Here is a 25937-nt window from a genome sequence, read left to right as displayed (position 1 = left end):
ACGCTCAAAATGAGCGTTCGAGCATAAAAATGTCAATAAAACGTTAAATTAGTTGTTAATCGAAAGTAATGAATTCTCTATAGTGAATGCGCGTTCGAACCCATTTTATGAAATTAAGCATTTATACTTCTGTTCAAGTTCTTGTAAGGCCAGCTCAAGGCTTGGTTCAGAACGACTTAGGTGGGTAATTAAAGTCATAAAGTAGCAGTCTAAGATTAATGGCATCTTTTCAACTATGTTTGATGGTAAGTTCGACGTATCAAATAGAGCCTGATTAAAGGATTGATAATAGTCCATATCCCAGATGACTTCTTTAAGTAGAGCACGGCTTAAATTAATGTTGGAAAAGTAATAGCCGTAATAGGTGTTGGCAAACTGCATACCCAATTTCAAGGCATCGTCTGCCGATGAACCCACCTGTTGTTTTGATTGCAGAGAAAGCGTAGCAAGTTGATTTAGCATCCCTTCACGCAGAATGGTTAACTTTGTTTCAAAGTGGCTAAATACAGTTCCATCAGCTACGCCAGCTTGGCGGGCGATTTGGCGAGTCGACGTTTCTTGGTAGCCTTGTGTTTCAAACAGTTGCCAAGCTGCAACTAAAATTCGCTCACGAGTTTGTTCTCTTTTGCTCATGCCGTTCTCATCAAAAATATTTCTATCTGAATAATACTCTTCCACTGGTTTATTGACAAATTGAGCGCGCTCATTTATAAAATTGAGCGTGCTCATTATTTTAAAAACTAGAGATGGAAGGTTAGTGATGGAATATTTGGTTCGTGAAGTTGTACTGTTTTTATGTCGGTGGTTGATATTTGTCCCAGCTTTGCTCTGCTTTAGCTACGTATTGAGGCCTATATTGATGATCGTTTTAGTACCTGGTGCTCTGCTGTTTTTAGCTGTTATAGGTGGAGCTGAAGTAAGGGGTGAATTGAAAAAGCTGTTCAAGGAGATGCTATGAGTAGAATTCAGACTGGCGGAATACCGGACACAAGTGGATTAAAAGGACGTCAACGGAGACGAGGATTTAGTGATGCTTTAAGTTTTGAAATCTCTGATCAACAACGTTCACCGAGTCAAGTTTACATTGATGTATTTGGTCACTTGCCACTAATTGTTCAAAAGCTCATGGCATTAAGGAATCGGTTGGTAGCGCCGTTGGGCTTTGCTATTTCTGCAAGTAAAACTGAACTGAGTGTTGAAGATTTACAACACGGGCAGGGGGTAGGGCTTCATAAGGTTGAAATGATGACTGACGATGAGATCATTTGTACCACCCAAGACAAGCATATGCAGGTGTCACTTTCCGTCGTTAAACATGCACCAGGCCAGTTTACGCTTTCGACTTTGGTCAATACATACAGTTGGATAGGATACCTCTATCTGCTTGTTATTATTCCATTTCATAAACTGATTGCGCTTGGTAGCGTGCGATCCATGTTGAATCGAGTCAAGGCAAGCCGGTAAATGATGGTCGATTGCGAGTAAAAAGTATTGATACAAAAAAGCCGAACCATATGGCTCGGCTTGATTCTCAAATTAATCGAGATTAGTTGTTGCTGTGCAGTTCGCTGTTTAGCTCAACTGCAGTCTTGTTCGCAAGACATTCAATCTGACCAGTCACTGAGTTGCGACGGAATAGAAGGTCAGAAACGCCAGCTAGGTCGCGTGCTTTAACGACTTCAACTTCTTGGCCTTCAGCAATCATGCGCACTTTAGAGCCAGCCGTTACATACAGACCAGACTCAACAGTACAGCGATCACCTAGTGGGAAACCAAGACCTGCGTTAGCACCTAGTAGTGAGTTTTCACCGATAGAAACAACAACAGTACCACCACCTGATAGCGTACCCATGATAGAAGCGCCACCGCCGATGTCTGAGCCGTTACCCACAACTACACCAGCAGAGATACGGCCTTCAACCATGCTTACGCCAGTGGTACCCGCGTTGAAGTTGATGAAGCCTTCGTGCATAACCGTAGTGCCTTCACCCACGTGTGCACCAAGGCGAACGCGTGAAGTATCAGCGATACGAACACCTGTTGGTACCACGTAGTCCACCATTTTAGGGAATTTGTCTACGCAATCTACGCTTAGCGCACGACCTGCAAGGCGAGCTTCAATTTGGCGATCAGCCAGTTCAGGAAGATCGATAGGGCCTTCGTTTGTCCAAGCAATGTTGTGTAATAGGCCGAAGATGCCGTCTAGTACAGTGCCATGTGGTTGAACTAGGCGGTTAGAGATCAGTTGTAGCTTAAGGAAGCCTTCAGCAACCGATGCTGGTTTCTCATCAGTCGCAAGAACAACAAGAACAAGTGGCTGCGCAGATTCTGCTGCTTTAGCTGCAAATGACGCGTTTGCTGCATCGCCGTTTGCTTCGAATGCTACTGCTAATTCTGCACTTTGCGCAGCAGAGATTTCGATAGCTTGGTTACCTTGCTCGTAGCCAGCAACTTTTGCTACTGCTTCTACTAGAGCGTCTGCTGGGTTAAGCACTGGGTTTGGAAAAAACGCTTCAATGATTTTGCCGTCGCGGTTTTTCGTTGCACTACCAAAGGCAAGAGAAAAGTAAGCCATGTTGAATCTCCATGTTGTGTTCGTATAGAAAGCGCTGCTTGCGCTTCCAAATATTAAGTTAAAGTCATCATAAAGAGAGCGTGTTCGACTTTAAAGAGCAGAATTAGAGAAAGTCCGTAAGCCGATATTTTTTGTCTCTTTAGCGATATGTTGTCTTTTTATGTATATAGCGTCTAATTTGTCCGGGTATAAAAAAGCCCGAAGCAGTGCTTCGGGCTTTTTATTAAGACTTTACTTATAACTGATTGGCGTTGCGCTTTTCGCGCTTATGCTTTTAGCTTTATATCGTCCAACCATCCACACCCTTTGAGCTGAGGTGCGTGTTAAGCAAGGTAATTACTTGCTTAGGTCTTCTGCGTGCTCAGATAGGAACGCTGCAACACCTTTTGGAGATGCGTCCATACCTGCTTTACCTTCTTCCCACTGTGCAGGACATACTTCGCCGTGCTTCTGGTGGAAGTTAAGAGCGTCAACCATGCGTAGCATTTCGTCGATGTTACGGCCTAGTGGTAGGTCGTTAACAACTTGGTGACGTACTAGGCCATCTTCGTCGATTAGGAAAGAACCACGGAAAGCAACGCCTGCTTCTGGGTGCTCAACGTCGTACGCTTTGCAGATTTCGTGCTTAACGTCAGCAACTAGTGGGTACTTAACTTGACCGATACCGCCATCTTCGATAGCAGTGTTACGCCATGCGTTGTGAGAGAACTGAGAATCGATAGAAACACCGATTACTTCAACACCTTTAGCTTGGAAGTCAGCTAGACGGTTGTCGAAAGCGATTAGCTCAGATGGGCAAACAAACGTGAAATCTAGTGGGTAGAAGAAAACAACCGCTTTCTTACCTTTAGTGAATTCTGCGAAGTTGAAGTTATCAACGATCTCACCGTTACCTAGAACAGCTGCAGCAGTAAAATCTGGGGCTTGACGACCTACTAGTACCATTTTTTTGCTCCTAAAAATTATGGTTAGTTCCAAACCTGAAACAGTTATTTTGGTTTGGTCCTTGTTTGTACGGGACAAACTATAGTACAGATTGTAGTATGGAAAAAAGCGAATTAAATAGATTAAGTTAATCGAAAAAAGCGATAAGTCTGATTTCATTAACTTGGTCAACTTCTGATTGGTAGATATAAATAGTTCTATGAATAAGTGGCCTAGTCTTAAACAGTTACATTACCTCATTACCTTACACGAAACGCGTCATTTTAGTGAAGCGGCTGAAAAGTGCTTTGTAAGCCAATCGACCTTAAGTAAAGGTATCCAGAATCTGGAAGAGCTGATTGGTTGCCCTCTATATGAAAAGAAGGATAAGAAAAGCCCGCTGGTTTTTACTCAAGCTGGTGAGCTTGTTGTTCAGCAAGGGCGCGAATTATTAGCCAAAGGGCAAGACTTAGTTGAATTAGGTCGACTTTGCCAAGGCGAAGAGATGGAAGGGCAGTTAAGAGTCGGTTGTATTCCTACTATTGCTCCTTTTCTTTTGTGCGATTTAGTTCAGGAAGTAAACCAGCGTTTTCCCCTGCTTAACCTCTTATTGAGAGAAGACACCACCACAAATTTGTTAGCGGCACTACGCAACGGTGATCTTGATGTCCTTATTCTAGCGTTACCCGTAGATATTGATGGTATGGACAGTCGTATTGTTGGTAATGATCCATTTCGAATGATCATTAGTCAAAATCAAGCGGATGCGATTCGAACGCCGATCAATTATTCTGACCTACCTAATGAGTTTGTCTTTCTATTAGAGAAAGAGCACTGTTTGACGGAGCACGCCGTATCAGCTTGTCAGTTAACTGAAAAAGAGAAGATTAATCCGTTTTCCGCAACAAGCCTACATACGCTAGTTCAAATGGTAGCGAATGGTATGGGAACAACATTTATTCCTCAGATGGCGATTGATCATGGTTTGATTGAAAACCAAAATTTGGTCATTGTCGATGCCCCTGGACAACAAGCGCACCGTCATATTGGCTTGGTTTGGCGACCAAGTTCATCTCGTGTAAACACTTTTAATCAATTAGCAGAAGTGGTGTCAGAGCTACTTTAGCGATAAGTATTAGCCTAGATTGATAGAACCTCTTTAAAAAGCACACTAGTTTTAGTGTGCTTTTTAGCATTTTATTCTGCTGGTGAACTTTAACTTGTAAAATTTTACAAAGAAATTTTGATGAAGCTTTCATTAAATTGTGAAATTTCACAATGTGAATTTTACAGTAAAAAAAATACCCACCGTTTAACCTTGTAGTTGCATATCTCTTTTAAGCCTTATTTCCAAAGGGGCTTAACTCCCTTCTTTAAAATCAAACGTGCGTTTGAAACGGTTTTACATACTTAATTTCACTGTAATTTAATTACGTAAGTGATTACGTAATGGTGATCAAAATCAACAACTTGTGAGCCACGGAACAAAACTTTGAATTTAACGTTTTGTTTACTTTAGGCCTTTTACTCTAACGTTTATTGGTATAGCTTAAATGCAGGCCTCATAAGACTTATGTCTAGATTGCAAACCAATTCAAGGTTGGCGAAAGTAGAGCCAAGACACAGATAAAACCGGAATTAATGGCAATTAATTTGGATGTTTGATTGTTGTTTGATACTTACAAATGTAATCCGGAATAAAAATATGCTTGAAAGGAATTGAATATGCTTGCCAACACACCAGATAGAGAAAAAACAACAACAGAAGCCCAAGAAAGCCTTCTTAACGAAGGTAAGCTTGAAGTCACTGGTACCCTTTCGCCAGAACATCAAGCGATTTTCCCTGTTAAAGCCCAAACCTTTTTATCTCTTCTGTGTGAACAGTTTGCTAGTGACATTGATGGTTTGCTTGCTGCTCGAGAAGAGAAGCAAGCGTCTATAGATGCTGGTGAGCTGCCGGACTTTTTAGAGGATACGCAAGATATCCGAGAAGGAAGCTGGAAGATCCAAGGGATACCTCAAGATCTACAAGATCGCCGTGTAGAAATCACAGGTCCAACAGACCGAAAAATGGTGATTAACGCTCTGAATGCGAACGTTAAAGTGTTCATGGCTGATTTTGAAGATTCAATGGCACCCGCTTGGAATAAAGTGCTGGATGGTCAAATCAACTTGCGTGATGCCGTTGAAGAAACCATCTCATATACCAACCCGGTGAATGGCAAGCACTATGCGCTGGAAGATGATCCAGCGGTTTTAATCTGCCGAGTTCGTGGCCTACATCTAAAAGAAAAACACGTGACATTTAACGGTCAGATTATCCCAGGGGCCCTGTTTGATTTTGCTTTGTATTTCTACAACAACTACAGAGCGTTATTGAAAAAAGGCAGTGGTCCCTATTTTTATATTCCTAAGTTGCAGTCCCATACAGAAGCTCAGTGGTGGAGCAGAGTATTCCACTTTACCGAAGACTACTTTGGCTTAGATACGGGCACGATTAAAGCGACGGTTCTGATTGAAACCTTGCCAGCCGTGTTTGAAATGGACGAGATTCTGTTCTCACTTAAAGAGCACATCGTTGGCCTCAATTGTGGCCGTTGGGACTATATCTTTAGCTACATTAAAACGTTGAAAAAACACCCCGATCGCGTGCTGCCGGATCGTCAGGTGGTGACAATGGATAAGCCGTTCCTAAATGCGTACTCGCGTTTACTTGTCCGAACTTGTCACAAGCGTGGGGCTTTTGCTATGGGAGGTATGGCCGCCTTTATCCCAGCGAAAGACCCACAAACCAACCAGCAAGTGCTTGATAAGGTTTATAACGATAAGTCACTGGAATCAAGCAACGGTCATGATGGTACTTGGGTTGCACACCCAGGCCTTGCAGACACGGCATTGGCAGTGTTTGACCAAGCGTTAGGTGAGCGTAGCAATCAGCTTAATGTGTCGCGAAGTCAAGATGCGCCAGTGACAGCAGAAGACTTACTTGCACCATGCGATGGAGCCATCACTGAACAAGGCATGCGTCATAACATTCGCGTTGCGCTGCAATACATAGAAGCGTGGATCTCTGGCAATGGTTGTGTACCGATTTACGGCTTGATGGAAGATGCCGCAACGGCAGAGATTTCTCGCGCTTCTATCTGGCAATGGATTCAACACGGTAAAGCGCTCGATAACGGTCAAACCGTTACCAACGAACTGTTTGAGCTCTATCTGTCTGAAGAGATAGAGGTCGTAAAACAGGAAGTGGGTCAGGAGCGTTATAACGACGGTCGATTTGAAGAAGCCGCTAAATTAATGGCGAAGCTGACTACCAGTGATGAATTAACCAATTTCTTAACCATTCCAGGTTACGACTACTTGGATTAAAGAACTCTGTCATCCTCACTTTAGAGAATGACGACAAAAACAAACAATAACGTGAATTTTCTGCGGCGGAGATGGATGTACTGCCAAAGATGAAAAAAAAACATAGCACTCAAATTATTGAATAGAAGTGCTCATCAAAAGAGGGATAGACCGATGACTAACTTAACTCGCCGCCAACAAATCGAAGCTCTGGAAAAAGATTGGGCAACGAACCCACGCTGGAAGAACGTAAAGCGTCCTTACACAGCAGAAGAAGTAGTAGAACTACGAGGCTCTATGGTGCCAGCGAATACTATCGCGCAGCGTGGTGCAGACAAGCTATGGTCACTGGTCAACGGTGATGCGAAAAAAGGTTACGTAAACTGTTTGGGTGCTCTAACGGGTGGTCAAGCGGTTCAACAAGCTAAAGCGGGCATTGAAGCGATTTACCTTTCAGGTTGGCAGGTAGCGGCAGATAACAATACTGCCTCAACCATGTACCCTGACCAATCACTATACCCAGTCGATTCGGTTCCTTCTGTGGTGAAACGCATCAATAACTCGTTCCGCCGCGCTGACCAAATTCAGTGGTCAAATGGTAAGTCGCCAGAGTCTGAAGGTGGTATCGATTACTTCCTACCAATCGTAGCAGATGCTGAAGCAGGCTTTGGCGGTGTATTGAATGCATACGAATTGATGAAGTCGATGATTGATGCTGGCGCGGCTGGTGTTCACTTTGAAGACCAACTTGCGTCAGTGAAGAAGTGTGGCCACATGGGCGGTAAAGTACTGGTTCCAACTCAAGAAGCCGTTCAAAAGCTAGTAGCCGCTCGTTTAGCAGCAGATGTTTCAGGCACGACGACACTGGTTATTGCACGTACAGATGCAAACGCGGCAGACCTAATTACATCAGATTGTGATTCATATGATGCAGATTTTATCGAAGGTGAGCGTACGCAAGAAGGTTTCTACCGTGTTCGCGCTGGTATCGACCAAGCTATCTCTCGTGGTCTAGCATATGCACCATACGCTGACCTTATCTGGTGTGAAACGGCAACGCCATGTTTAGAAGAAGCGCGTAAGTTTGCTGAAGCTATCCATGCGGAATACCCAGGTCAACTGCTAGCATATAACTGTTCACCGTCATTTAACTGGGAGAAAAACCTAGATGCAGAGACGATTGCTAAGTTCCAGCAAGCACTGTCTGACATGGGTTACAAGTACCAGTTCATCACGCTAGCAGGTATTCACAATATGTGGTTCAACATGTTCGAACTTGCGCACGATTACGCACAAGGTGAAGGCATGCGTCACTATGTTGAGAAAGTACAACGCCCTGAGTTCCAAGCGGCTGAAAAAGGTTACACCTTCGTTGCTCACCAACAAGAAGTGGGTACAGGTTACTTTGATAAGATGACCAACACGATTCAAGGTGGTAACTCTTCAGTGACGGCGTTGACGGGGTCAACGGAAGAAGACCAATTTTAATCCCTTAGCCATTCGCACCCTGTGAGTGAGTTAAGAGTCAGGCATTAACTCACTCGCCTTTCGGTGTAGATATTCTGTTTTAGGCATAAACTTTGACATGTTTTTGAGCGGCGCAGGCCGCTCTTTTTTGTTTGGTACTGATCCACTTTATTCAATAAAAAAGCCACCGCAGTGAGCGGTGACTCTATTAGTAACGCATTTGATGAGAAAGGTTGATTAAAGCTTAAAGAAGCTCAGAAGTTCTTTTTGTTTTGTTGCCAAATTAGATAACTCATCACTCGCTAGCTTGCTCTCCTGAATGCCCGCAACGTTTTTATTCACTAAGTCAAAGGCTTGCGATACGTTTTCAGAGATGTCATGGGTTACGCCAGATTGCTCTTCAGAAGCGGTAGCTACTTGTGTGTTCATATCTGAAATCAATGAAACAGACTCGGTGATTGAAGAGAAAGATGAACGTAACTGCTCACTGTACTTGCGAGAGTCTTCCGCTAGCGTCAAATTAGACTGCATATAATGATTTGCATCTTTGGCTTGAGCTTGCAAGCGCGAAATGATCTCTTGAATATCGACGGTTGATTGTTGCGTCTTCGCCGCTAAAGAACGAACCTCATCAGCAACCACCGCAAATCCACGACCTTGCTCACCTGCACGGGCTGCCTCAATTGCGGCGTTCAAAGCAAGTAGATTCGTTTGCTCTGAAATTGAATTGATCACTTCAACCACAGTGCCGATTTCAACCGAGTATTCTTGCAGTTGATTAACGATTTTGGAGGTCTCTTCAATGGAGCTATCCACTTTACGTGAGATTTCATCTGAGGAGTCGAGTATACGTCCGCCTTCTACAACATTATTGGTTGCGTCACTAGCAGCACTCTCAGCATTGGCGGCGTTTTGGCTTACTTCAGAGGCGGTGCTGGAAAGTTCGTTGATGGCCGTAGCAATTTGCTCAACCTGACTCAACTCTTGCTGTGCATTGCTCTCCGTATTGCTCATTACACCATTTAGTTGAACCGATGAAGAGGAAACATTGTCTGAGATTTGATGAAATCCATCAATGATACGTCGCAGCTCGGTACGCATTTGTAGGATATTGGCGTAGATACCTGTTTCTTTACCTGTTTCTGAGACTTGAGAAGTCAGATTACCGGAAGCGACATCGGCCACAATCTCTTGAATCAAGCTTGGTTCACCGCCCACAACTTTCAAGACGCTACGATAGATCATCACTGCAATGACGAGAGCAATAACAATCACCACGGCAGAAAGAAGACTTAGAACAACTTGAGCACTACTAAAGCGATCGACCATCTCTGGTCCCACGGTATCTTGCTTGGCTTTGGTGGAGAGTTTAATTTCTTCGATGGTTTTTGCTGCGGAAGCCCCCATTACGTCAAGGGTGCCTGAGATGATACCGTTTCTCTTGTTAATGGTTTGAACCACGCTAGCAAAAGTTGTGCGGTATTGCGTAAACGCTTTGTCAAAGGTATTGAGGTATTTCTTCTGCTGAGCAGACATAAGTTGGCTATCGACTTTATCTGCGAGTTGAGCCACTAGATCAAACTCTTGTTCTGCGCGTTGAGCATCGCTAGCTGCATTACTGGTGAGAAATTTTGATGCATATAAACGAGCGAGTAGCAGGTGCTGCTGGAGAGTACCGGCGCTGACGGCGACATCTAGATCATCTTCGGCAGCTGATTGGTTCATGATATTGGTAACGGATTTTCGCATTTGTAAACCCGCAGGATCCAACTGCTCTTTAACTAAGAGATGTCTCTGGTTGACGAGCTGAATAACCTGGTTAAAACCTTGTTGATATTGCTGTAACTGATTTTCAATCGTGATGAAATCAGATTTGTGACTATCATCGATATGAGAATCCAATACTTGTTCTATTAAACTGATGGATGTTGTGATTCGTTTGTTTAGGGTAGCAATATTGGCTTCACTATTGGTTTTTATGTATTTCAATGCGGCTAAACGTGCTTCTAAAATATTGGCCTGAATACGACCCGTTGACACACTGGTAAGTGCTAGACCTCGATAAGTGTTAAATCCACCACTTGATTGATAGAAGCGAAATGAAGCAACAACAGAAATGACCAAAATAAGCGCCAAAATAACGCCAAACCCTAGTGTTAATAATTTTTTTAAGCTCATATCCAAGTCCTGATTTAGAATTTTTCGGCGAGTAAAGGCGAACTGACGGAGTCTGTTTATATAATTGTAACTAAATTATAACCGCTATTTTTTGATTTGCAGGAAAGCAGTGAATATTAATAGGCTCAAAATAAAAGAGGATGTTATTTTTGAATTAAGGAAACAGAAATTAGCCTAACACATTGACACCATTAGGCTAATTTCGTTTTTGTTGAGAGTTAATTTAAAAACTCCAATAAGGACTTTTTATCGGGTAGGGCTGTCATTGCGCCTTTTTGGGTTGTTGCAAGGGCTCCACATCCATTGCCCCAACGAACCGCATGTCGAATAATTTCTCGCTGAAACCACTCTTCGTATTGAGATAGATATGCGAGTAAACCTGATACAAACGCATCTCCCGCGCCAGTTGTATCAATGGCCTGAACTTTTTGACTAGGAATGTGCTCGCGTTGTCCCTCGACAATCATTATTGAGCCATTTGCTCCTAGAGTGACTAAAATGAGTGGAATTCGTAATGGCTCTAGTGCCAAGAGTCCAGATTCTAACGTGTCGCATTCTGTTAAAAAGAGCAGCTCTTCTTCAGAAAACTTTATGACGTCGGCGAGCCTTATCGCTTGCATGACAACGGTACGAATCTGTTCCGGATCTTGCCAAACCTCTTCTCTTAGGTTGGGGTCAAAGCTTACATATCCGCCTACTGACTTGATTGATTTAAGCGCTTTTAGTGTCGCGCTTCTACTTGGCTCATTTGCCAATGCGATAGAACAGCAGTGGAGCCATTCGCCTTTATTGAAGGTGGGTATGTCATCTTCTGTCATGAATTGGTCTGCACTCGGTTTTACCATGAAGGTAAAGGTCCGCTCTCCTTCATGGTCAAGATCGACGATTACAGTGGATGTACGCTGATTGTCATCAAGTCTAAGTTGAGAGGTATCAACGCCCTCAACTCTCAGTACTTCAGAGATAAATCGCCCAAGTGGATCGTTACCGACTCGACCAATGAAGCGACATTGGCCAGATAAACGGGCAATCCCAACTGCGACATTAGCGGGTGCACCACCAGGACATTTTAAATAAGTTGAATCCGTTTCAGGGATTAGATCGACGACAGCATCGCCGGTTAGCCACACTTTATTCATCGTTGTTTCCTTATAAAAAACCACCGGAGCATAACCGGTGGGGAGTGGGTGGTTTGCCTAGGGGGAAGCAAATCACCCAGAAATCGATTAGGCGTTTTTCACTGGGTTATAGATTCGAGTGAGAATAAACGCTGTTGTAAAAGCACTAGCAATAACAGTTAGGTAGCCAATGACTGCTGTGAGTGATTGTGAGTAAAGGAGAATACCTGGAATAAAGGTAATGCCCATACCGGTTGCACTGATGCCGAGTACGTAAGTGACAAGGCCACCGACGGCGCCGCCGACCATACCAAAGAGAAAGACTTTGCCGTATTGCAAGTTGACACCAAACAGAAGCGGCTCTGTGATGCCAAATAGTGTCGACATTGAAGCGCTATAAGCGTTACCTTTTTTTAGTTTGTCTTTCAGTAGCGTCGCAACGGCGATGGCTGCGCCAAATTGTCCTGCCATTGATGCTGTACCTAGAGGTTGCAGTGGGTTTACGCCAGTTTCGTTTAACAAGCCAATCTCAATAACACCAAGCGCATGATGTAAGCCGGTAATAACGATCATCTGTTGTGCAGCGCCGTAAAGGATATAACCAATACCAAGTGGCAAGTCGAGCGCCATACGTACTAGAGAAGTACAGCCGTGTTCAATGCTTTGTAGAATAGGACCAAAGCCAAATAAGATGACAAATACGGCAATCGTAATGGTTAAAAATGGCGTGAAGACTAGGTCCATGCTTGCTGGGATAAAGCGGCGCAGGTTGCGCTCTAAATATGAGACGAACCAACCAGCGAAAATAGCAGGGAGTACTGTGCCTTGGTAGCCTACTAATGGGAAGTTAATCCCCAGAAGGTTGACCATCATTGGATCTGAACCACCATTGGCTACTACCCAAGCATTCGGCAATTGCGGTGCGACCATCATCAAGCCAACTACGATAGCAATAATGGCATTACCACCGAATTTCTTTGCCGCAGAGTAGGCGATCAAAACAGGTAAGAAGGCAAAAGCGGTGTCGGTTAGCATGCTAAATAGGGCAAGAGTTTCAGGAGAAAACTCAACGCCAGAGTGCAGCATCATACCGCGTAAACCCATCAGCAAACCGGTGGTAACCAAAGCAGGGATCAGCGGGATCAAGATATCGGCGAGAGTGCGGACTACCTTTTGACTTACGGTCATATCAGCAAAGGCATCTTGTTTAAAATCTGAATTATCAAGCTCGCCACCCAATGCGCGTTTTAGTGATTCATAAACATGAGAGACTTTGCCCGTCCCGATGATAAATTGGTGCTGGCCAGATTGGTAAAAATAGCCACTGATCTGTTTGATCTCTTTAGCTCTGTCTGAATTGACTTTGTCATTATCTTTGAGAATTAGGCGTAGACGAGTAGCGCAGTGCTCTGCGTTACGTATGTTCTCTAATCCCCCGATACTCTCGAGTATCTCGTTTACGGTAGCGTCATAATTCATTCTGTTCACCATTTTATTATATTGTAAGGTAGTTAAGTTTGATATCCATTTCGGTATCTTCTTCTCGTGATATATTTAACTTGTGCTCTTCATTTTCTGGGAAGAACAAACAAGTAAATACATCTCGCCCATGGTTGAGGTATATTTCAAGGATGCTTTGGTCACATACAAGTTTAATATTATCAATGTCGTAATCTGTTTTGTGGTGGCGGATATTTCCATATTGCCAATCATCAGGGTGGTGATTGTATTGGCTTCGATCTAAATAAATTTCCCTATCTAGAATTGAAAAAGTTAAATGTTTGTTTTTTGTGGATAAGTAAATGTTTATATTTTTATCTGTATTTTCTATTTCTAGTGAAAAGGAGAGTTGTTCTAAATTAATAGGAAAGTTATTGTTGTTATTCTTGAAGCCAATTTTATTAAAAGAATCAGACTCTATGATTTTTGGTTGCTGATATAAACGATTGTTAATAACTGATAGTGTTCTCGGCAATGTTAAACAGTTCACCCAGCCAAATTGGCGGCTTGGTAAATCTTCATCTGTACCCGCCCAGGCAATTAGTGTTTGCTCATTGGGTGTATTCGCCATGGTTTGTGGGGCGTAAAAGTCAAACCCGCGATCTAATTCATCCCAGTGTTCAATTTTAAAGGTCAGTTGCTCGAAGTTGATGGTGCCTAAACAATAAATAACGTTAAATCGATTGTGGAATCGACTGCCGTCTGCTTCAGTTCCTTGCGGTGAGAAAATCAAAACATCATGGCCATCAACTCTTAACAAATCAGGGCATTCGAACATGTAACCCGTTAAAAATGCATCATCGTATTGAAGGTTTAGTTCACCTTTAAATTCCCAATTGAGTATGTCTTTCGATTGATAGATGATGATTACGCCAGAGAGGTCCGCTTCACGCTGCGCACCAAGTAGCATGTAATAGTTGTCATTGTGCTTAACTATTTTTGGATCGCGAACGTGACCGGTATAACCTTGAGGTACCGATTTAACGATGGGGTTTGCACTGTATTTGGTGACGGTATTTGTCTCATCGAGTAGTGCCAAACATTGATTTGCATCTCGACCAGATTCATTTTTAATATTTCCAGTATAGAATAAATAGGCATTATTATTTTCTACCAATGCTCCGCCAGAATATGCACCATGAGACTCATAGTTTTCTGTTGGTGTTATTTTTGAACCATGCTGGTGCCAATTTAAAAGATCACTAGACGTTAAATGCATCCAATGTTTCATTCCATGGTAGGTACCAAATGGAAACCATTGATAAAATAAGTGGTATTGATTATTAAAAAAGCAAAAACCATTTGGATCATTTAATAACCCGTGAGGCGGTGTAATATGAAATAATGGCCTTAACTCTGATGAGTTTTCTATTTCATTAAATTTAATTTTCTCACTAGCCGTTGCTAAATTGATTGTTTTATATTTTTGTTCTTGCACTTTGGCTTACCTAATCATCTTGCTTGATTGAAATCATAAGTAGGGTGTCGATTTGATAAAATAGCGATGGCGATTTCTCGCCATGTTCTGAGTGAATGGAGCTTAGATCTGCAGTCGTTTGTGATGTAACACTAAGTCTTGTTACATGGGTTTTATTAATATATTGGGTTATTGGGTGTTTACAGGGTATGAGTGGGCATGACTATAAGAGATGTTGCTAAACGCGCGGGTGTTTCAATTGCAACGGTATCAAGAGTACTGAATGGCAATGAACGTGTTTCAGCGCAAGCGAAGCAGTCTGTGATTCGTGCTATGGAGGCATTGAACTATCAGAAACCACCTGCGAAGCGTAAAAAGCCAACCAAGTTGTTTGCTGTCATTGTTCGAAATATGTCGAATCCATTCTTTACTCAGCTGGTGGATGTTCTTGAGGAAGAGGCATATAAGCATGGGCGAAGCATACTGCTGTTTAATAGTCGGAATAATCTACAGTTAGAGAAGACGTTCCTTTCTGAATGTATTAACCATAAAGTCGATGGTGTTTTTCTGATACCTCGCTCTTTAAAACAAGAGCATTTAGAGCCATTGAACGACTTGCCATTTCCGGTGGTTTTGTTGACGGCAACCGCACCAACCGTGATGAGCATAGGTACTCACCATCAACATGGTGGAGAGCAAGTTGCGCGTCATTTTGCTACGCAAGGATATCGACGTATTGGTTTTATTGGTGCCAGTGACAATCAATCTGATCGCTTTATCGGATTCCAAGCTGAGCTAGAGTCTCGCGGGGTCACTCTGGATAAAAAACATGTGTTAGCACCTTATACCACCGAGTCGCTTGCGGAGTATATTAAGCAGCAAATTGTACACACGTCGTCACCTCTAGAAGCGGTGTTTTGCTCTGATGATATTTCAGCGAGTCATTTATTTAATGGGTTAAAGTCGGTAGATAGTCAATGGGTTGAAAAGGTGGATATTGTCGGGTTTGACGATACTTTCATTGCTCAGTCTTTAGGCTTTTCCAGTGTGAAACAGCCAATGCGTCAAATCGCCCTGCTAGGATTCGATATGATGATGGAATCGATACAGATAGGGGCGTTCTTACCTCAAGCTAGGTTATTGGAACCGACACTGGTTATCCGGCATGCGCCTAAGACTCAGTTCATCTCTCGTAGTCCTGAGATTCTTCGCAATAGCTCCAAATAACGCTAAGGAACCCAGTCCTTAGCGTTGATATGTATGGGAGTGGCTAATCCATTTCTTCCGGCTCAGCTTCCTCTTGTAGCTCAAGTAATGTAATAGCTATCGAGACAAAATCACTGTCAGTGATGATGCCCACCAGTTCGCCTTTTGCAACGACTGGTAAACAACCTACTTTGTGCTTTTGCATGTACATCGCACTCTCTTTAAGACCTGCTTGTGGTGAAACGGACATAATGCTGGTTTTCATCACTTCGTAGAGTGGTGTATTGAGAGTGTAAGATTCGCTTTCGGGTAATTTTTGTAAACTGGATTCTTGTGCGGCTAAAACGTCACGCTGAGATACGACACCGAGCAGTTTTTTATCTGCATCTATGATGGGTACATGGCGGATGTCGAGCGCTTCCATCATGCTTTTGGCATCGGCGAGGTTGTGAGAACGAAGAAGCGTATGCGGACTACGCGTCATCATATCTTCGACCTTAATCATGGCTGCCTCCTGATTTATTATTCTTTGCCCTTTAAATATAGTGATTTTCTTTGTCTGAGTTTGAGAGCTAAACGCGTTTTTATGGCTATAACCGCAATTTATTTGAGGTAAATCAACTGTCGTCATTTTAACCAATTGAAAGCGCGTATAGGTCGTCGCTTTTACTCAAATGATTACAATAATTCACATCTCTTTTCTTGCTATTGCTACCACGCGCAATATACTAGTCGGCTGCGAAAAACTCGTCGTGACTTACGACTAAGTAAGGCGACTTTCACCATAGAAAAGACAAGTAGCATGCAAGTATCTGATTTCCACTTTGACTTACCGGATGAGCTGATTGCTCGTTATCCTCAGCCTGCGCGTACCGCTAGCCGTTTATTGCAGCTAGATGGCAACAGTGGGGAGCTAGCAGATGGCACTTTTACCGATGTACTGGAGCACGTACAACCAGGTGATTTGGTTGTGTTTAATAACACTCGCGTTATTCCTGCTCGTATGTTTGGTCGTAAAGAGTCGGGTGGCAAATTAGAAGTGTTGGTCGAGCGCGTATTGGATGAGAAGAGCATTTTGGCTCATGTCCGTTGCTCTAAATCGCCAAAACCAGGTTCTACTATCTTTATCGGTGAAAATGACGAGTATTCGGCTGAAATGGTCGCGCGTCATGATGCTCTGTTTGAGTTGAAGTTTAACGCTGAGAAAAACGTTTTAGCTGTATTGGAAGAGATCGGCCACATGCCGCTTCCTCCTTATATTGACCGCCCTGATGAAGACTCAGATAAAGAGCGCTACCAAACGGTTTATAATGCGAAACCGGGCGCCGTTGCTGCGCCAACAGCGGGTCTGCACTTTGATGAACCTTTACTTGAGAAGATCAAAGCGAAAGGCGCTGAGTTTGCGTACGTTACTTTGCACGTTGGTGCCGGCACTTTCCAACCAGTGAAAGTCGACAATATCGATGAGCACCACATGCATGCTGAGTATGTTGAAGTGCCTCAAGAGGTGGTCGATGCGATCAACGCGACTAAAGCGCGTGGTGGTCGCATTATCGCAGTCGGTACAACGTCTGTTCGTTCACTAGAGAGTGCAGCACAAGATGCCCTTAAGAAGGGAACAGAGTTAGTTCCTTTCTTTGGGGATACGGAAATCTTTATTTTCCCTGGTTACGAATACCAGTTAGTCGATTGCTTAATCACTAACTTCCACCTGCCAGAATCGACACTGATCATGTTGGTGAGTGCATTCGCAGGTTATGAAAATACGATGAACGCTTACAAACACGCTGTCGAGAATAAGTACCGTTTCTTCTCATATGGTGATTCCATGTTCATCAAGAAAAAAACTGACTAGCCTTTTGCTAGTTAGCTTTTTTACAATTTATGGTTTACGAGTGCTAGCAGTAAGCTAGGAAGTAGGGTAGAAGGCTACCTTATCTCTCGCATGGAAGGCGACCGCTCCTCATAGAGCTTAAAGCTCTGAACTTAATGTCAGACTGTTTCTCTGACAACCGGAGGCTTCGTGAAGTTAAAATTCGATCTTAAGAAGAAAGACGGTGTTGCTCGTCGTGGTCAACTGACCTTCGAACGCGGCACAGTTCAAACACCAGCATTCATGCCTGTAGGTACTTACGGTACCGTGAAAGGTATGACGCCTGAAGAAGTAAAAGGTACAGGTGCTGAAATTCTTCTTGGTAATACATTCCACCTATGGCTGCGTCCTGGCCAAGAAATCATGAAAATGCACGGCGACCTGCACGATTTCATGAACTGGCACGGTCCTATTCTTACTGATTCAGGCGGTTTCCAAGTATTTAGCCTAGGTAAGATGCGTACTATCACTGAACAGGGCGTGCATTTCCGTAACCCAGTAAACGGTGACAAGATTTTCATGGACGCTGAAAAGTCGATGGAAATCCAAAAAGACCTAGGTTCAGACATCGTTATGATCTTTGATGAGTGTACGCCATACCCAGCGACGCACGATGAAGCGAAGAAATCGATGGAAATGTCATTGCGTTGGGCGCAGCGTTCACGTGATCACTTCGATAAACTTGAAAACCCGAACAACCTATTCGGTATCGTTCAAGGTGGTGTGTACGAAGATTTGCGTGATGTGTCGGTTAAAGGCCTAACGGAAATCGGTTTTGACGGCTACGCTGTTGGTGGACTAGCAGTTGGTGAGCCAAAAGAAGACATGCACCGCATCCTAGAGCACACTTGTCCTCAGCTACCTGAAGATAAGCCACGTTACCTAATGGGTGTGGGTAAACCTGAAGATCTCGTTGAAGGTGTTCGTCGTGGTATCGACATGTTTGACTGTGTGATGCCAACGCGTAACGCACGTAATGGCCACCTATTTGTGACTGGCGGTGTGATCAAGATCCGTAATGCGAAACACAAAACGGATACAACACCACTAGATCCACACTGTGACTGTTACACTTGTCAGAATTATTCGAAGTCGTACCTTCACCACCTAGAGCGTTGTAACGAAATTCTAGGCGCACGTCTGAATACCATTCACAACTTACGCTACTACCAGCGTCTGATGGAAAGCATTCGTACGGCGATTGATGAAGACCGTTTCGATGAGTTTGTTCAAGAGTTTTACGCTCGTCGTGACCGCGAAGTGCCACCACTAAGCAAAGCATAAAGAATTGAAGCCTTTGGCATGTTGCCAGAGGCTTTTGCTAATAAAGTAGGCAAACGCACGTTATTTTTGAGAGAGTGATCTCTATTAGTCACTCTCAGACTTGAAACTAAATTGCGAAAGCCCAACTTGGATATTAATAAAAAATAATAGAGGATGTTTTAATGTTTATTTCTCAAGCTCATGCAGCAGCAGAAGGCGCACCAGCAGGTGGCGGTTTTGAAATGCTAATCATGCTAGGCATGTTCGCGGTGATCTTCTACTTCATGATCTACCGCCCACAAGCTAAGCGTGTAAAAGAGCACAAAAACCTTATGGCTTCTATGGGCAAAGGTGATGAAGTTCTAACGAGTGGTGGTCTAGTGGGTAAAATCACTAAAATCTCTGAAGAGAATGACTACATTTCTATCGAGCTAAACACGAATAATGAAGTTGTTATCAAGAAAGACTTCATTACTGCAGTGCTACCAAAAGGTACGCTGAAGTCTCTATAAAACAGCTAAAGGATCCTCGCTGTGCTAAACCGCTATCCATTATGGAAGTATCTGATGGTGGTGTTTACCATCGCTATCGCAGCTTTGTACGCACTTCCAAATATCTACGGTGAAGATCCGGCTATTCAAGTTACAGGGGCGCGTGGCGCCTCTGTAGATATGTCAACGCTGGATTCTGTCACTAAAGCTCTTGATAAACAGGGCTTATCTCATAAATCCATTGCTCTAGAAAATGGGTCTATTCTCGTACGTTTCAATGATACTGATACTCAAATCAGTGCACGTGATGTTATTTCTGAATCGCTTGGCAAAGACAAGATTGTTGCTCTGAACCTTGCTCCTGCAACACCCGATTGGCTAGAGTCTATTGGCGCTGCGCCAATGAAGCTAGGTCTTGACCTTCGTGGCGGTGTTCACTTCTTGATGGAAGTGGATATGGACGCTGCGATGGAAAAACTAGTCGGCCAACAGGAAGAAGCTTTCCGAAGTGAACTCCGTGAAGAAAAAATCCGTTATCGTGCTATTCGTCCTTCCGGTAAGGATGCGGTAGAAGTTCTACTGCGTAACGAAGAGCAGCTAGCTGATGCTCAGCGCATTCTTGAAAGAAACCACCCAGACATGATCTTCGTTGATTCGGACTCTGATGGCCGTTTCGTGCTTACCGCTTCCTTTACTGAGCAACGACTGACTGAAATTCGTAACTACGCTGTTGAACAGAACATCACGATTCTGCGTAACCGTGTAAACGAACTGGGTGTTGCTGAGCCTCTTGTTCAACGTCAAGGCGCAAGCCGTATTGTTGTTGAGCTACCAGGTGTTCAAGACACAGCTCGTGCGAAAGAAATCTTAGGTGCGACAGCAACGCTAGAATTCCGTGAAGTGGATGCGAGCGCTGATCTTGCAGCTGCGGCTGCGGGCAGAGTGCCTCCAGGTAGCGAAATCAAGCAAGACCGTGATGGTCGTCCTGTTGTTCTTAAGAAGCGCGTTATTCTCGGTGGTTCAAGCATTACTGATGCGAGTTCAAGCGTAGATGAATATGGTCGTCCTCAAGTTAACATCTCACTAGATAGTGAAGGTGGTAACAAGATGTCTGCATTCTCTCGTCAGAACATTGGTAAGTTGATGGCAACGGTTTTTGCTGAGTACAAAGACAGTGGTCGTCGTACTCCTGAAGGCCGTGTGATTTTGAACAAGCATGAAGAAGTGATCAACCAAGCAACGATTCAATCGGCTCTTGGTCGTAATTTCCGAATTACGGGTATCGATTCTGCGGCTGAAGCTCATAACCTAGCGCTACTACTTCGTGCGGGTGCGCTTATTGCGCCTATCTCGATTGTAGAAGAGCGTACTATTGGTCCATCTATGGGGCAGCAGAACATCGATATGGGTATCCAAGCGATGATCTGGGGTATGGTTGCGGTAATGCTATTTACCCTTGTTTACTACCGTAAGTTTGGTCTGATTGCCAATATGGCACTGATGGCGAACCTCGTACTGATCATTGGTGTGATGTCGATGATTCCAGGAGCGACGATGACGCTACCTGGTATTGCCGGTATCGTCTTGACGGTCGGTATGGCAGTCGATGCGAACGTGCTTATCTTCGAGCGTATCCGTGAAGAGCTACGTGATGGACGCAGTCCTCAGCAAGCGATTCACCAAGGTTACGCAAACGCATTCAGCACTATCGCCGATGCGAACATCACCACACTTATCACAGCAATTATTCTATTTGCTGTCGGTACAGGTGCGATTAAGGGCTTCGCGGTAACGCTGTCTATCGGTATTCTGACTTCAATGTTCACTGCTATTGTAGGTACACGTTGTATCGTGAACCTCGCATACGGTGGTAAACGCATTAATAAATTGTCGATCTAAGGCTAGGAATTATTATGTTTCAGATTCTAAAAGCAGACAAAATGATCGACTTTATGCGTTGGTCAAAATTCGCCTTTGTTTTCTCAATCCTGATGATTGGTGCTTCAATCTTTACTCTATCAACCAAGTGGTTGAACTGGGGTCTAGATTTTACAGGCGGTACGCTAATCGAAGTGGGTTTCGAGCAACCAGCGAATCTACAAGACATCCGTAGCGCGCTAGAAGCGGAAGGCTTTGGCGATGCAACGGTGCAGAACTTCGGTAGTGCTCGTGATGTAATGGTTCGTTTACGTCCACGTGATGACGTTGCTGGTGAGACTTTGGGTAACCAGATCTTAAATGCAATCAAAGACGGTACTGGCGAAAGCGTTGAGATGCGCCGTATTGAGTTCGTTGGCCCTAACGTAGGTGACGAGTTAACTGAAGCGGGTGGTCTTGCAATCCTTGTGTCTCTTATCTGTATCTTGATTTACGTATCAGTGCGATTTGAATGGCGTCTTGCTGCTGGTGCTGTAATGGCACTTGCCCACGACGTTATCATCACGCTCGGCGTATTCTCTATGATGCAAATAGAAGTGGATCTAACGATTGTTGCAGCACTTCTAACCGTTGTCGGTTACTCGCTCAACGATACCATTGTTGTATTTGACCGGATTCGTGAAAACTTCCGTAAGATGCGTAAAGGTGAACCAGCAGACATCATGAACAGCTCAATTACGCAAACATTGAGCCGTACATTGATTACATCTGGTACGACCTTGTTCGTAGTTATTGCACTGTTTACACAGGGGGGTGCTATGATCCATGGTTTCGCGACCGCACTTCTATTGGGTATTACGGTGGGTACTTACTCTTCAATCTACGTAGCATCAGCACTAGCATTGAAACTGGGTATTACTAAAGAACACCTAATGCCACCTCAAGTAGAGAAAGAAGGTGCAGAGTTCGATGAGATGCCATAGTGCATTGATTTGAAGTCAAATAGAAAGCCGCTGATTCGTCAGCGGCTTTGTTTTGTTTAAAGGGAAATTATGTTTCGTCTGCTTATTTTACTTTTAGGCGTTTTTTTATTCAGCAATGCGTTTTTTGCGAGCGCATCTCTTCACTCTTTTTCTCAACTTTCTTCCACGCAATTACTTGCTCAAGCACAAGGTGGAGAGTGGTATCCTTGCTCTGAAAATGATGACCCTAAATGGTGTCGAGATGGCTTTAGCTATTATCAACAGAGCTATTATGCCGAATTGACCAATGACTCTAATGGAATGTCATTGACGTTGTATGAACCTTATTCGCAATACGCTCTGTCAGAGTTTCAATTGAACTTGCGCCGAGATGGCTTTCAACTGGAGTGTGTCACGATAGACACACATACTTTTCAGGTAGCACAAGCGTTGGCTGAAGCTGAAACACAGGCAGAGATAAACGATCTTGATAAGCAATTAGTGCTATTCCTCAACCGTTATCAACAACACGCGCCAAGGGTGATGGAGTGGTTTAGCGAGCGTTGGAAAGCGACACTGATCAGTGATGGTGAGATGATTTCTATTGAGTTCGTTGAATCTGAGGTTGCTCATTGATTTGCACTTCTTCTACCCATGTTTAATCTGATACAGACAAGTGTTAGGAACTTGGTATGATGGGCAAATAAAATAATTAAAGGAAGCAAAGCATGCCACATTTTCGTTTTCGTGCAGTTGAACCGCAAACGGTACAAACTCTGTCTAAACCATTGATTGATGAACTTCAACAGTACATGGAATGTCCGCGAGAAGACTTTACGTTTGAGTATATCTACACGACTTTTTTCCATGAGGGTGAAGTGAGTCAGGCTTACCCATTTGTTGAAGTGCTATGGTTTGATCGTGGCCAAGAGAAACAAGATGCTGTGGCTAAAGTGATCACTCAGCAGGTGCGTGGTGTCATTGGTGAAGATGTGGATGTCGCGGTGATTTTTACCGCTTTAAGTGCATCCGGTTACTATGATAACGGTGAGCACTACTAAACAGGCTTCTAAACGAGGAGACACGAATGAACTACTGCAAAGGATGGCTAGGTTTTAGCGTTGTTTTCTCGCTTGCTGTGATGGTTTTGCCTGTCTCTGCTAGCCCGTGGGAACAAGTCACAAAGCCGTCCAATCAAATGCCTCAAGCCATTGGTAGTTATGCTAATGGTTGCCTGACGGGTGCTGCGTCTCTGCCATTAGAAGGGGAGGGCTATCAAGTACTGCGTAGCCAAAGAGCGCGTTATTACGGGCACCCAAACGCGGTAAGCTTTATTGAACGTCTTGCTTCACTCTCTTCTAAACAGCTTCACACTCGTATTTTAATTGGTGATATGTCCTTGCCTCAAGGTGGGCGATTCTCTTCAGGGCATTCTAGCCATCAAACTGGTTTAGACATCGATATTTGGTTAAAACTTGCGGATAGTGAATTGTCAGAGCAGCAATTAGCTGAGCCTTCGCCGCTAAGTGTTGTTGACCTCAAACAGTATCAATTACTAAAGCGTAACTGGGATGCTCGCCATTTTAAGTTGGTGAAGATGGCGGCTAATGATCAACAAGTTGCGCGTATTTTTGTGCACCCAGTGATTAAAGAGAAATTGTGTGCAACCGAGGGAAAGCAAGATAGAGAGTGGCTACGTAAGGTTCGACCTTGGTGGGGGCATCACTATCATATGCATGTGCGTTTGAAATGCCCAGAGGGGAGCACAAATTGTAAACCACAAGCCGCGCCGCCTATTGGTGATGGATGTGGAGCTGAACTTGCGAGTTGGAAGCCGCAACCTAAGCCTGCCGCGCCGAAAGTGGCTGCAGTAAAACCGAAAAAGAAAAAAGTAAAAGTGATGCCTGTGCAGTGCCAGCAATTACTGGATAACAGCTAAAAAGCTTTTGATTCTGATAAAAAATGCCGCTCATTGAGAGCGGCATTTTTATTGACTGATACTAAGCAAGGCCTTGAATGATGACAAACTTTTCTAGCAGTTCTTCTTCAGTCTCGACATGGTCTGGGTCGGTGATAATGCACTTCGTGATCGGACATACTGACTGACACGTTGGCTTTTCATAGTGACCTTTACACTCAGTACAAAGCGCTGGATCAATTTCGAAGATAGAGTCACCCATAGTGATAGCCCCATTTGGACATTCAGGGTCACACATATCACAGTTGATGCACTTATCGGTAATCAGTAACGCCATGCTTATTTGCCTGTAGGGTTACGGGTATCCTGACCGTCATTTAGGTTACGCATTAACAGGCCGTAGTCTAGGTCCATATCTTGTGGAACTGGGATGAATACGAAGTGGCCGTTTCCTTTTGCGTCATCAATAACTTCTGACTTACGGTTTTCCATTGCTTCAAGCGTGAAGATTACGTTGCCTTTTGGCGTCATTAGCTCAAGGCTATCACCCACAACGAATTTGTTCTTCACTTCAACTTCCGCTAGGTCACCACGGCGTTTGCCAGTGAATTCACCAACAAATTGCTGAGCGTCAGATACAGAGTAGCCGTAGTCGTAGTTTTGGTAAGCATCGTGCGTGTGACGACGTAGGAAGCCTTCTGTGTAACCGCGGTGCGCTAGGCTCTCTAGTGTACCCATTAGGCTCTCATCAAATGGTTTGCCTGCAACAGCGTCATCAATCGCTTTACGGTAAACTTGAGCAGTACGAGCACAGTAGTAGAAAGACTTAGTACGACCTTCAATCTTAAGTGAGTGAACACCCATCTTAGTCAGACGCTCAACGTGCTGGATAGCGCGTAGGTCTTTCGAGTTCATGATGTAAGTGCCGTGCTCATCTTCGTAAGCCGCCATCTTCTCTTCTGGACGGTGCGCTTCAGAAAGCAGAACTACTTCATCTGTTGGTTTGCCACGACCGATAGTTGTTTCAGGGCGCTCATCCTGAACTTCAACCGCTTGCGCTTCTGCAGGGTCAAACTTCTCTACGATGTCGCCAGTGTCGTTCTCTTTGCCTTCTTCAACTTTGTATTCCCAGCGACATGCGTTAGTACATGTACCTTGGTTAGGGTCTCGCTTGTTGATGTAGCCAGAAAGTAGGCAGCGGCCAGAGTAAGCCATACATAGAGCGCCGTGAACGAACACTTCGAGTTCAGTTTCAGGGCAGTGCTCACGAATTTCTTCGATTTCTTCTAGAGAAAGCTCACGAGATACAATCACACGCTCAACGCCGTTTGCTGCCCAGAACTTAACCGTTGCCCAGTTTACTGCGTTCGCTTGAACTGACAGGTGAATCGCCATATCAGGGAAGGCTTCACGAACCATCATGATTAGACCTGGGTCAGACATGATTAGTGCGTCAGGGCCCATCTCTACAACCGGCTTAAGGTCGCGGATGAAGGTTTTTAGCTTAGAGTTGTGCGGTTGGATGTTACATACCACGTAAAGCTTTTTGCCTAGGGCGTGAGCTTCGTTGATACCAATTTGTAGGTTTTCGTGGTTGAACTCGTTGTTACGTACGCGAAGGCTGTAACGAGGTTGGCCAGCGTATACCGCGTCTGCGCCGTAGGCAAATGCGTAACGCATGTTTTTAAGGCTACCTGCAGGTGACAGTAGCTCTGGTACGAATGCTTTCTCAGTAGTCATTGTTTTTTCTCTAGTCTGATCTCAAGTCAGGTTACTCCCACCTAGTGGAAGTAAAGGGGCGCAAATTTTACGTCAA

At 44.1% G+C, this 25937-nt stretch carries 23 protein-coding genes; 13 read left to right on the top strand and 10 right to left on the bottom strand.

The genetic code is table 11. From position 1 onward, the window contains the following. Positions 1-105: 105 nt before the first annotated feature. Positions 106-633, bottom strand: coding sequence for a TetR/AcrR family transcriptional regulator (locus GVO60_RS11460; protein WP_159654102.1), 528 nt, complete (start codon positions 631-633; stop codon positions 106-108). Positions 634-954: 321 nt separating this feature from the next. On the opposite strand from GVO60_RS11460, the gene GVO60_RS11455 reads away from it, so the two are divergent. Continuing rightward, positions 955-1464, top strand: coding sequence for a DUF2867 domain-containing protein (locus GVO60_RS11455; RefSeq protein ID WP_159654100.1), 510 nt, complete (start codon positions 955-957; stop codon positions 1462-1464). 82 nt (positions 1465-1546) lie between these two features. Here the strand turns inward: GVO60_RS11455 and dapD are convergent, their stop codons facing one another. After that, positions 1547-2575: a 2,3,4,5-tetrahydropyridine-2,6-dicarboxylate N-succinyltransferase gene (gene dapD, locus GVO60_RS11450; RefSeq protein ID WP_159654098.1), complete on the bottom strand. Its 1029-nt coding sequence runs from the start codon at positions 2573-2575 to the stop codon at positions 1547-1549. Positions 2576-2911: 336 nt separating this feature from the next. After that, complete coding sequence (locus tag GVO60_RS11445) at positions 2912-3520, bottom strand: peroxiredoxin C (protein ID WP_004413049.1); 609 nt, start codon at positions 3518-3520, stop codon at positions 2912-2914. Positions 3521-3719: 199 nt separating this feature from the next. Here GVO60_RS11445 and GVO60_RS11440 point away from each other — a divergent pair, with 199 nt between their 5' ends. The 3 genes from GVO60_RS11440 to aceA all read left to right on the top strand — a co-directional run bounded on the left by GVO60_RS11440 (position 3720) and on the right by aceA (position 8338). Next, the gene (locus tag GVO60_RS11440) at positions 3720-4625 is read left to right on the top strand and encodes a hydrogen peroxide-inducible genes activator (RefSeq protein ID WP_159654096.1); all 906 of its coding nucleotides are present in this window, start codon (positions 3720-3722) and stop codon (positions 4623-4625) included. A 599-nt stretch (positions 4626-5224) separates the two neighbouring features. Next, the gene (gene aceB / locus GVO60_RS11435) at positions 5225-6871 is read left to right on the top strand and encodes a malate synthase A (RefSeq protein WP_162596541.1); all 1647 of its coding nucleotides are present in this window, start codon (positions 5225-5227) and stop codon (positions 6869-6871) included. Positions 6872-7024: 153 nt separating this feature from the next. After that, entirely contained in the window at positions 7025-8338 is a 1314-nt protein-coding gene (aceA, locus tag GVO60_RS11430; RefSeq protein ID WP_159654092.1) for an isocitrate lyase, read from the top strand. 216 nt (positions 8339-8554) lie between these two features. Here aceA and GVO60_RS11425 read toward each other — a convergent pair whose 3' ends face one another. The 4 genes from GVO60_RS11425 to GVO60_RS11410 form a co-directional block, all read right to left on the bottom strand. Next, complete coding sequence (locus tag GVO60_RS11425) at positions 8555-10495, bottom strand: HAMP domain-containing methyl-accepting chemotaxis protein (protein WP_159654090.1); 1941 nt, start codon at positions 10493-10495, stop codon at positions 8555-8557. Positions 10496-10713: 218 nt separating this feature from the next. Then, positions 10714-11634, bottom strand: coding sequence for a fructokinase (gene cscK / locus GVO60_RS11420; protein ID WP_159654088.1), 921 nt, complete (start codon positions 11632-11634; stop codon positions 10714-10716). 87 nt (positions 11635-11721) lie between these two features. After that, positions 11722-13092 carry a PTS transporter subunit EIIC gene (locus GVO60_RS11415; protein WP_159654086.1) on the bottom strand — a complete coding sequence of 457 codons (1371 nt, stop codon included), beginning with the start codon at positions 13090-13092 and terminating at the stop codon, positions 11722-11724. A gap of 16 nt (positions 13093-13108) precedes the next feature. Beyond that, positions 13109-14551 (bottom strand): glycoside hydrolase family 32 protein, encoded by a 1443-nt coding sequence (locus GVO60_RS11410; RefSeq protein WP_159654084.1) that lies wholly within the window; start codon positions 14549-14551, stop codon positions 13109-13111. A gap of 198 nt (positions 14552-14749) precedes the next feature. On the opposite strand from GVO60_RS11410, the gene GVO60_RS11405 reads away from it, so the two are divergent. After that, positions 14750-15757, top strand: coding sequence for a LacI family DNA-binding transcriptional regulator (locus GVO60_RS11405; protein ID WP_159654082.1), 1008 nt, complete (start codon positions 14750-14752; stop codon positions 15755-15757). 43 nt (positions 15758-15800) lie between these two features. Here GVO60_RS11405 and GVO60_RS11400 read toward each other — a convergent pair whose 3' ends face one another. Continuing rightward, entirely contained in the window at positions 15801-16241 is a 441-nt protein-coding gene (locus tag GVO60_RS11400) for a CBS domain-containing protein (RefSeq protein ID WP_159654080.1), read from the bottom strand. Positions 16242-16538: 297 nt separating this feature from the next. Here GVO60_RS11400 and queA point away from each other — a divergent pair, with 297 nt between their 5' ends. The 8 genes from queA (at position 16539) to mepA (ending at position 24142) form a co-directional block, all read left to right on the top strand. Continuing rightward, positions 16539-17591, top strand: coding sequence for a tRNA preQ1(34) S-adenosylmethionine ribosyltransferase-isomerase QueA (gene queA, locus GVO60_RS11395; protein ID WP_159654078.1), 1053 nt, complete (start codon positions 16539-16541; stop codon positions 17589-17591). Between the two features lie 168 nt (positions 17592-17759). Beyond that, positions 17760-18893: a tRNA guanosine(34) transglycosylase Tgt gene (tgt, locus tag GVO60_RS11390; protein WP_159654076.1), complete on the top strand. Its 1134-nt coding sequence runs from the start codon at positions 17760-17762 to the stop codon at positions 18891-18893. A 161-nt stretch (positions 18894-19054) separates the two neighbouring features. After that, a complete protein-coding gene (gene yajC / locus GVO60_RS11385) occupies positions 19055-19384 on the top strand; it encodes a preprotein translocase subunit YajC (protein WP_159654074.1) in 330 nt (109 codons plus the stop codon). Positions 19385-19405: 21 nt separating this feature from the next. Beyond that, a complete protein-coding gene (secD, locus tag GVO60_RS11380; RefSeq protein ID WP_159654072.1) occupies positions 19406-21262 on the top strand; it encodes a protein translocase subunit SecD in 1857 nt (618 codons plus the stop codon). A gap of 14 nt (positions 21263-21276) precedes the next feature. Further along, positions 21277-22224 (top strand): protein translocase subunit SecF, encoded by a 948-nt coding sequence (gene secF, locus GVO60_RS11375; protein WP_159654070.1) that lies wholly within the window; start codon positions 21277-21279, stop codon positions 22222-22224. 69 nt (positions 22225-22293) lie between these two features. Next, positions 22294-22839 carry a hypothetical protein gene (locus tag GVO60_RS11370; RefSeq protein ID WP_159654068.1) on the top strand — a complete coding sequence of 182 codons (546 nt, stop codon included), beginning with the start codon at positions 22294-22296 and terminating at the stop codon, positions 22837-22839. Between the two features lie 92 nt (positions 22840-22931). After that, positions 22932-23264: a DUF1904 domain-containing protein gene (locus GVO60_RS11365; protein WP_159654066.1), complete on the top strand. Its 333-nt coding sequence runs from the start codon at positions 22932-22934 to the stop codon at positions 23262-23264. 80 nt (positions 23265-23344) lie between these two features. Next, on the top strand, positions 23345-24142 hold the full coding sequence (mepA, locus tag GVO60_RS11360) for a penicillin-insensitive murein endopeptidase (protein ID WP_225874925.1): 798 nt from the start codon (positions 23345-23347) through the stop codon (positions 24140-24142). Positions 24143-24203: 61 nt separating this feature from the next. Here the strand turns inward: mepA and GVO60_RS11355 are convergent, their stop codons facing one another. Both GVO60_RS11355 and trhP read right to left on the bottom strand, forming a co-directional pair. Next, the gene (locus GVO60_RS11355) at positions 24204-24458 is read right to left on the bottom strand and encodes a YfhL family 4Fe-4S dicluster ferredoxin (protein WP_159654061.1); all 255 of its coding nucleotides are present in this window, start codon (positions 24456-24458) and stop codon (positions 24204-24206) included. A gap of 2 nt (positions 24459-24460) precedes the next feature. Then, positions 24461-25861 carry a prephenate-dependent tRNA uridine(34) hydroxylase TrhP gene (gene trhP / locus GVO60_RS11350; protein WP_159654058.1) on the bottom strand — a complete coding sequence of 467 codons (1401 nt, stop codon included), beginning with the start codon at positions 25859-25861 and terminating at the stop codon, positions 24461-24463. Positions 25862-25937: the final 76 nt, after the last annotated feature.

It is taken from the genome of Vibrio atypicus, from assembly GCF_009811315.1.
In the GTDB taxonomy this organism is placed as follows: Bacteria; Pseudomonadota; Gammaproteobacteria; order Enterobacterales; family Vibrionaceae; genus Vibrio; species Vibrio atypicus.
Note: the sequence above shows the minus strand (reverse complement) of the source record. Positions and strands in the feature narration are given on the sequence as shown.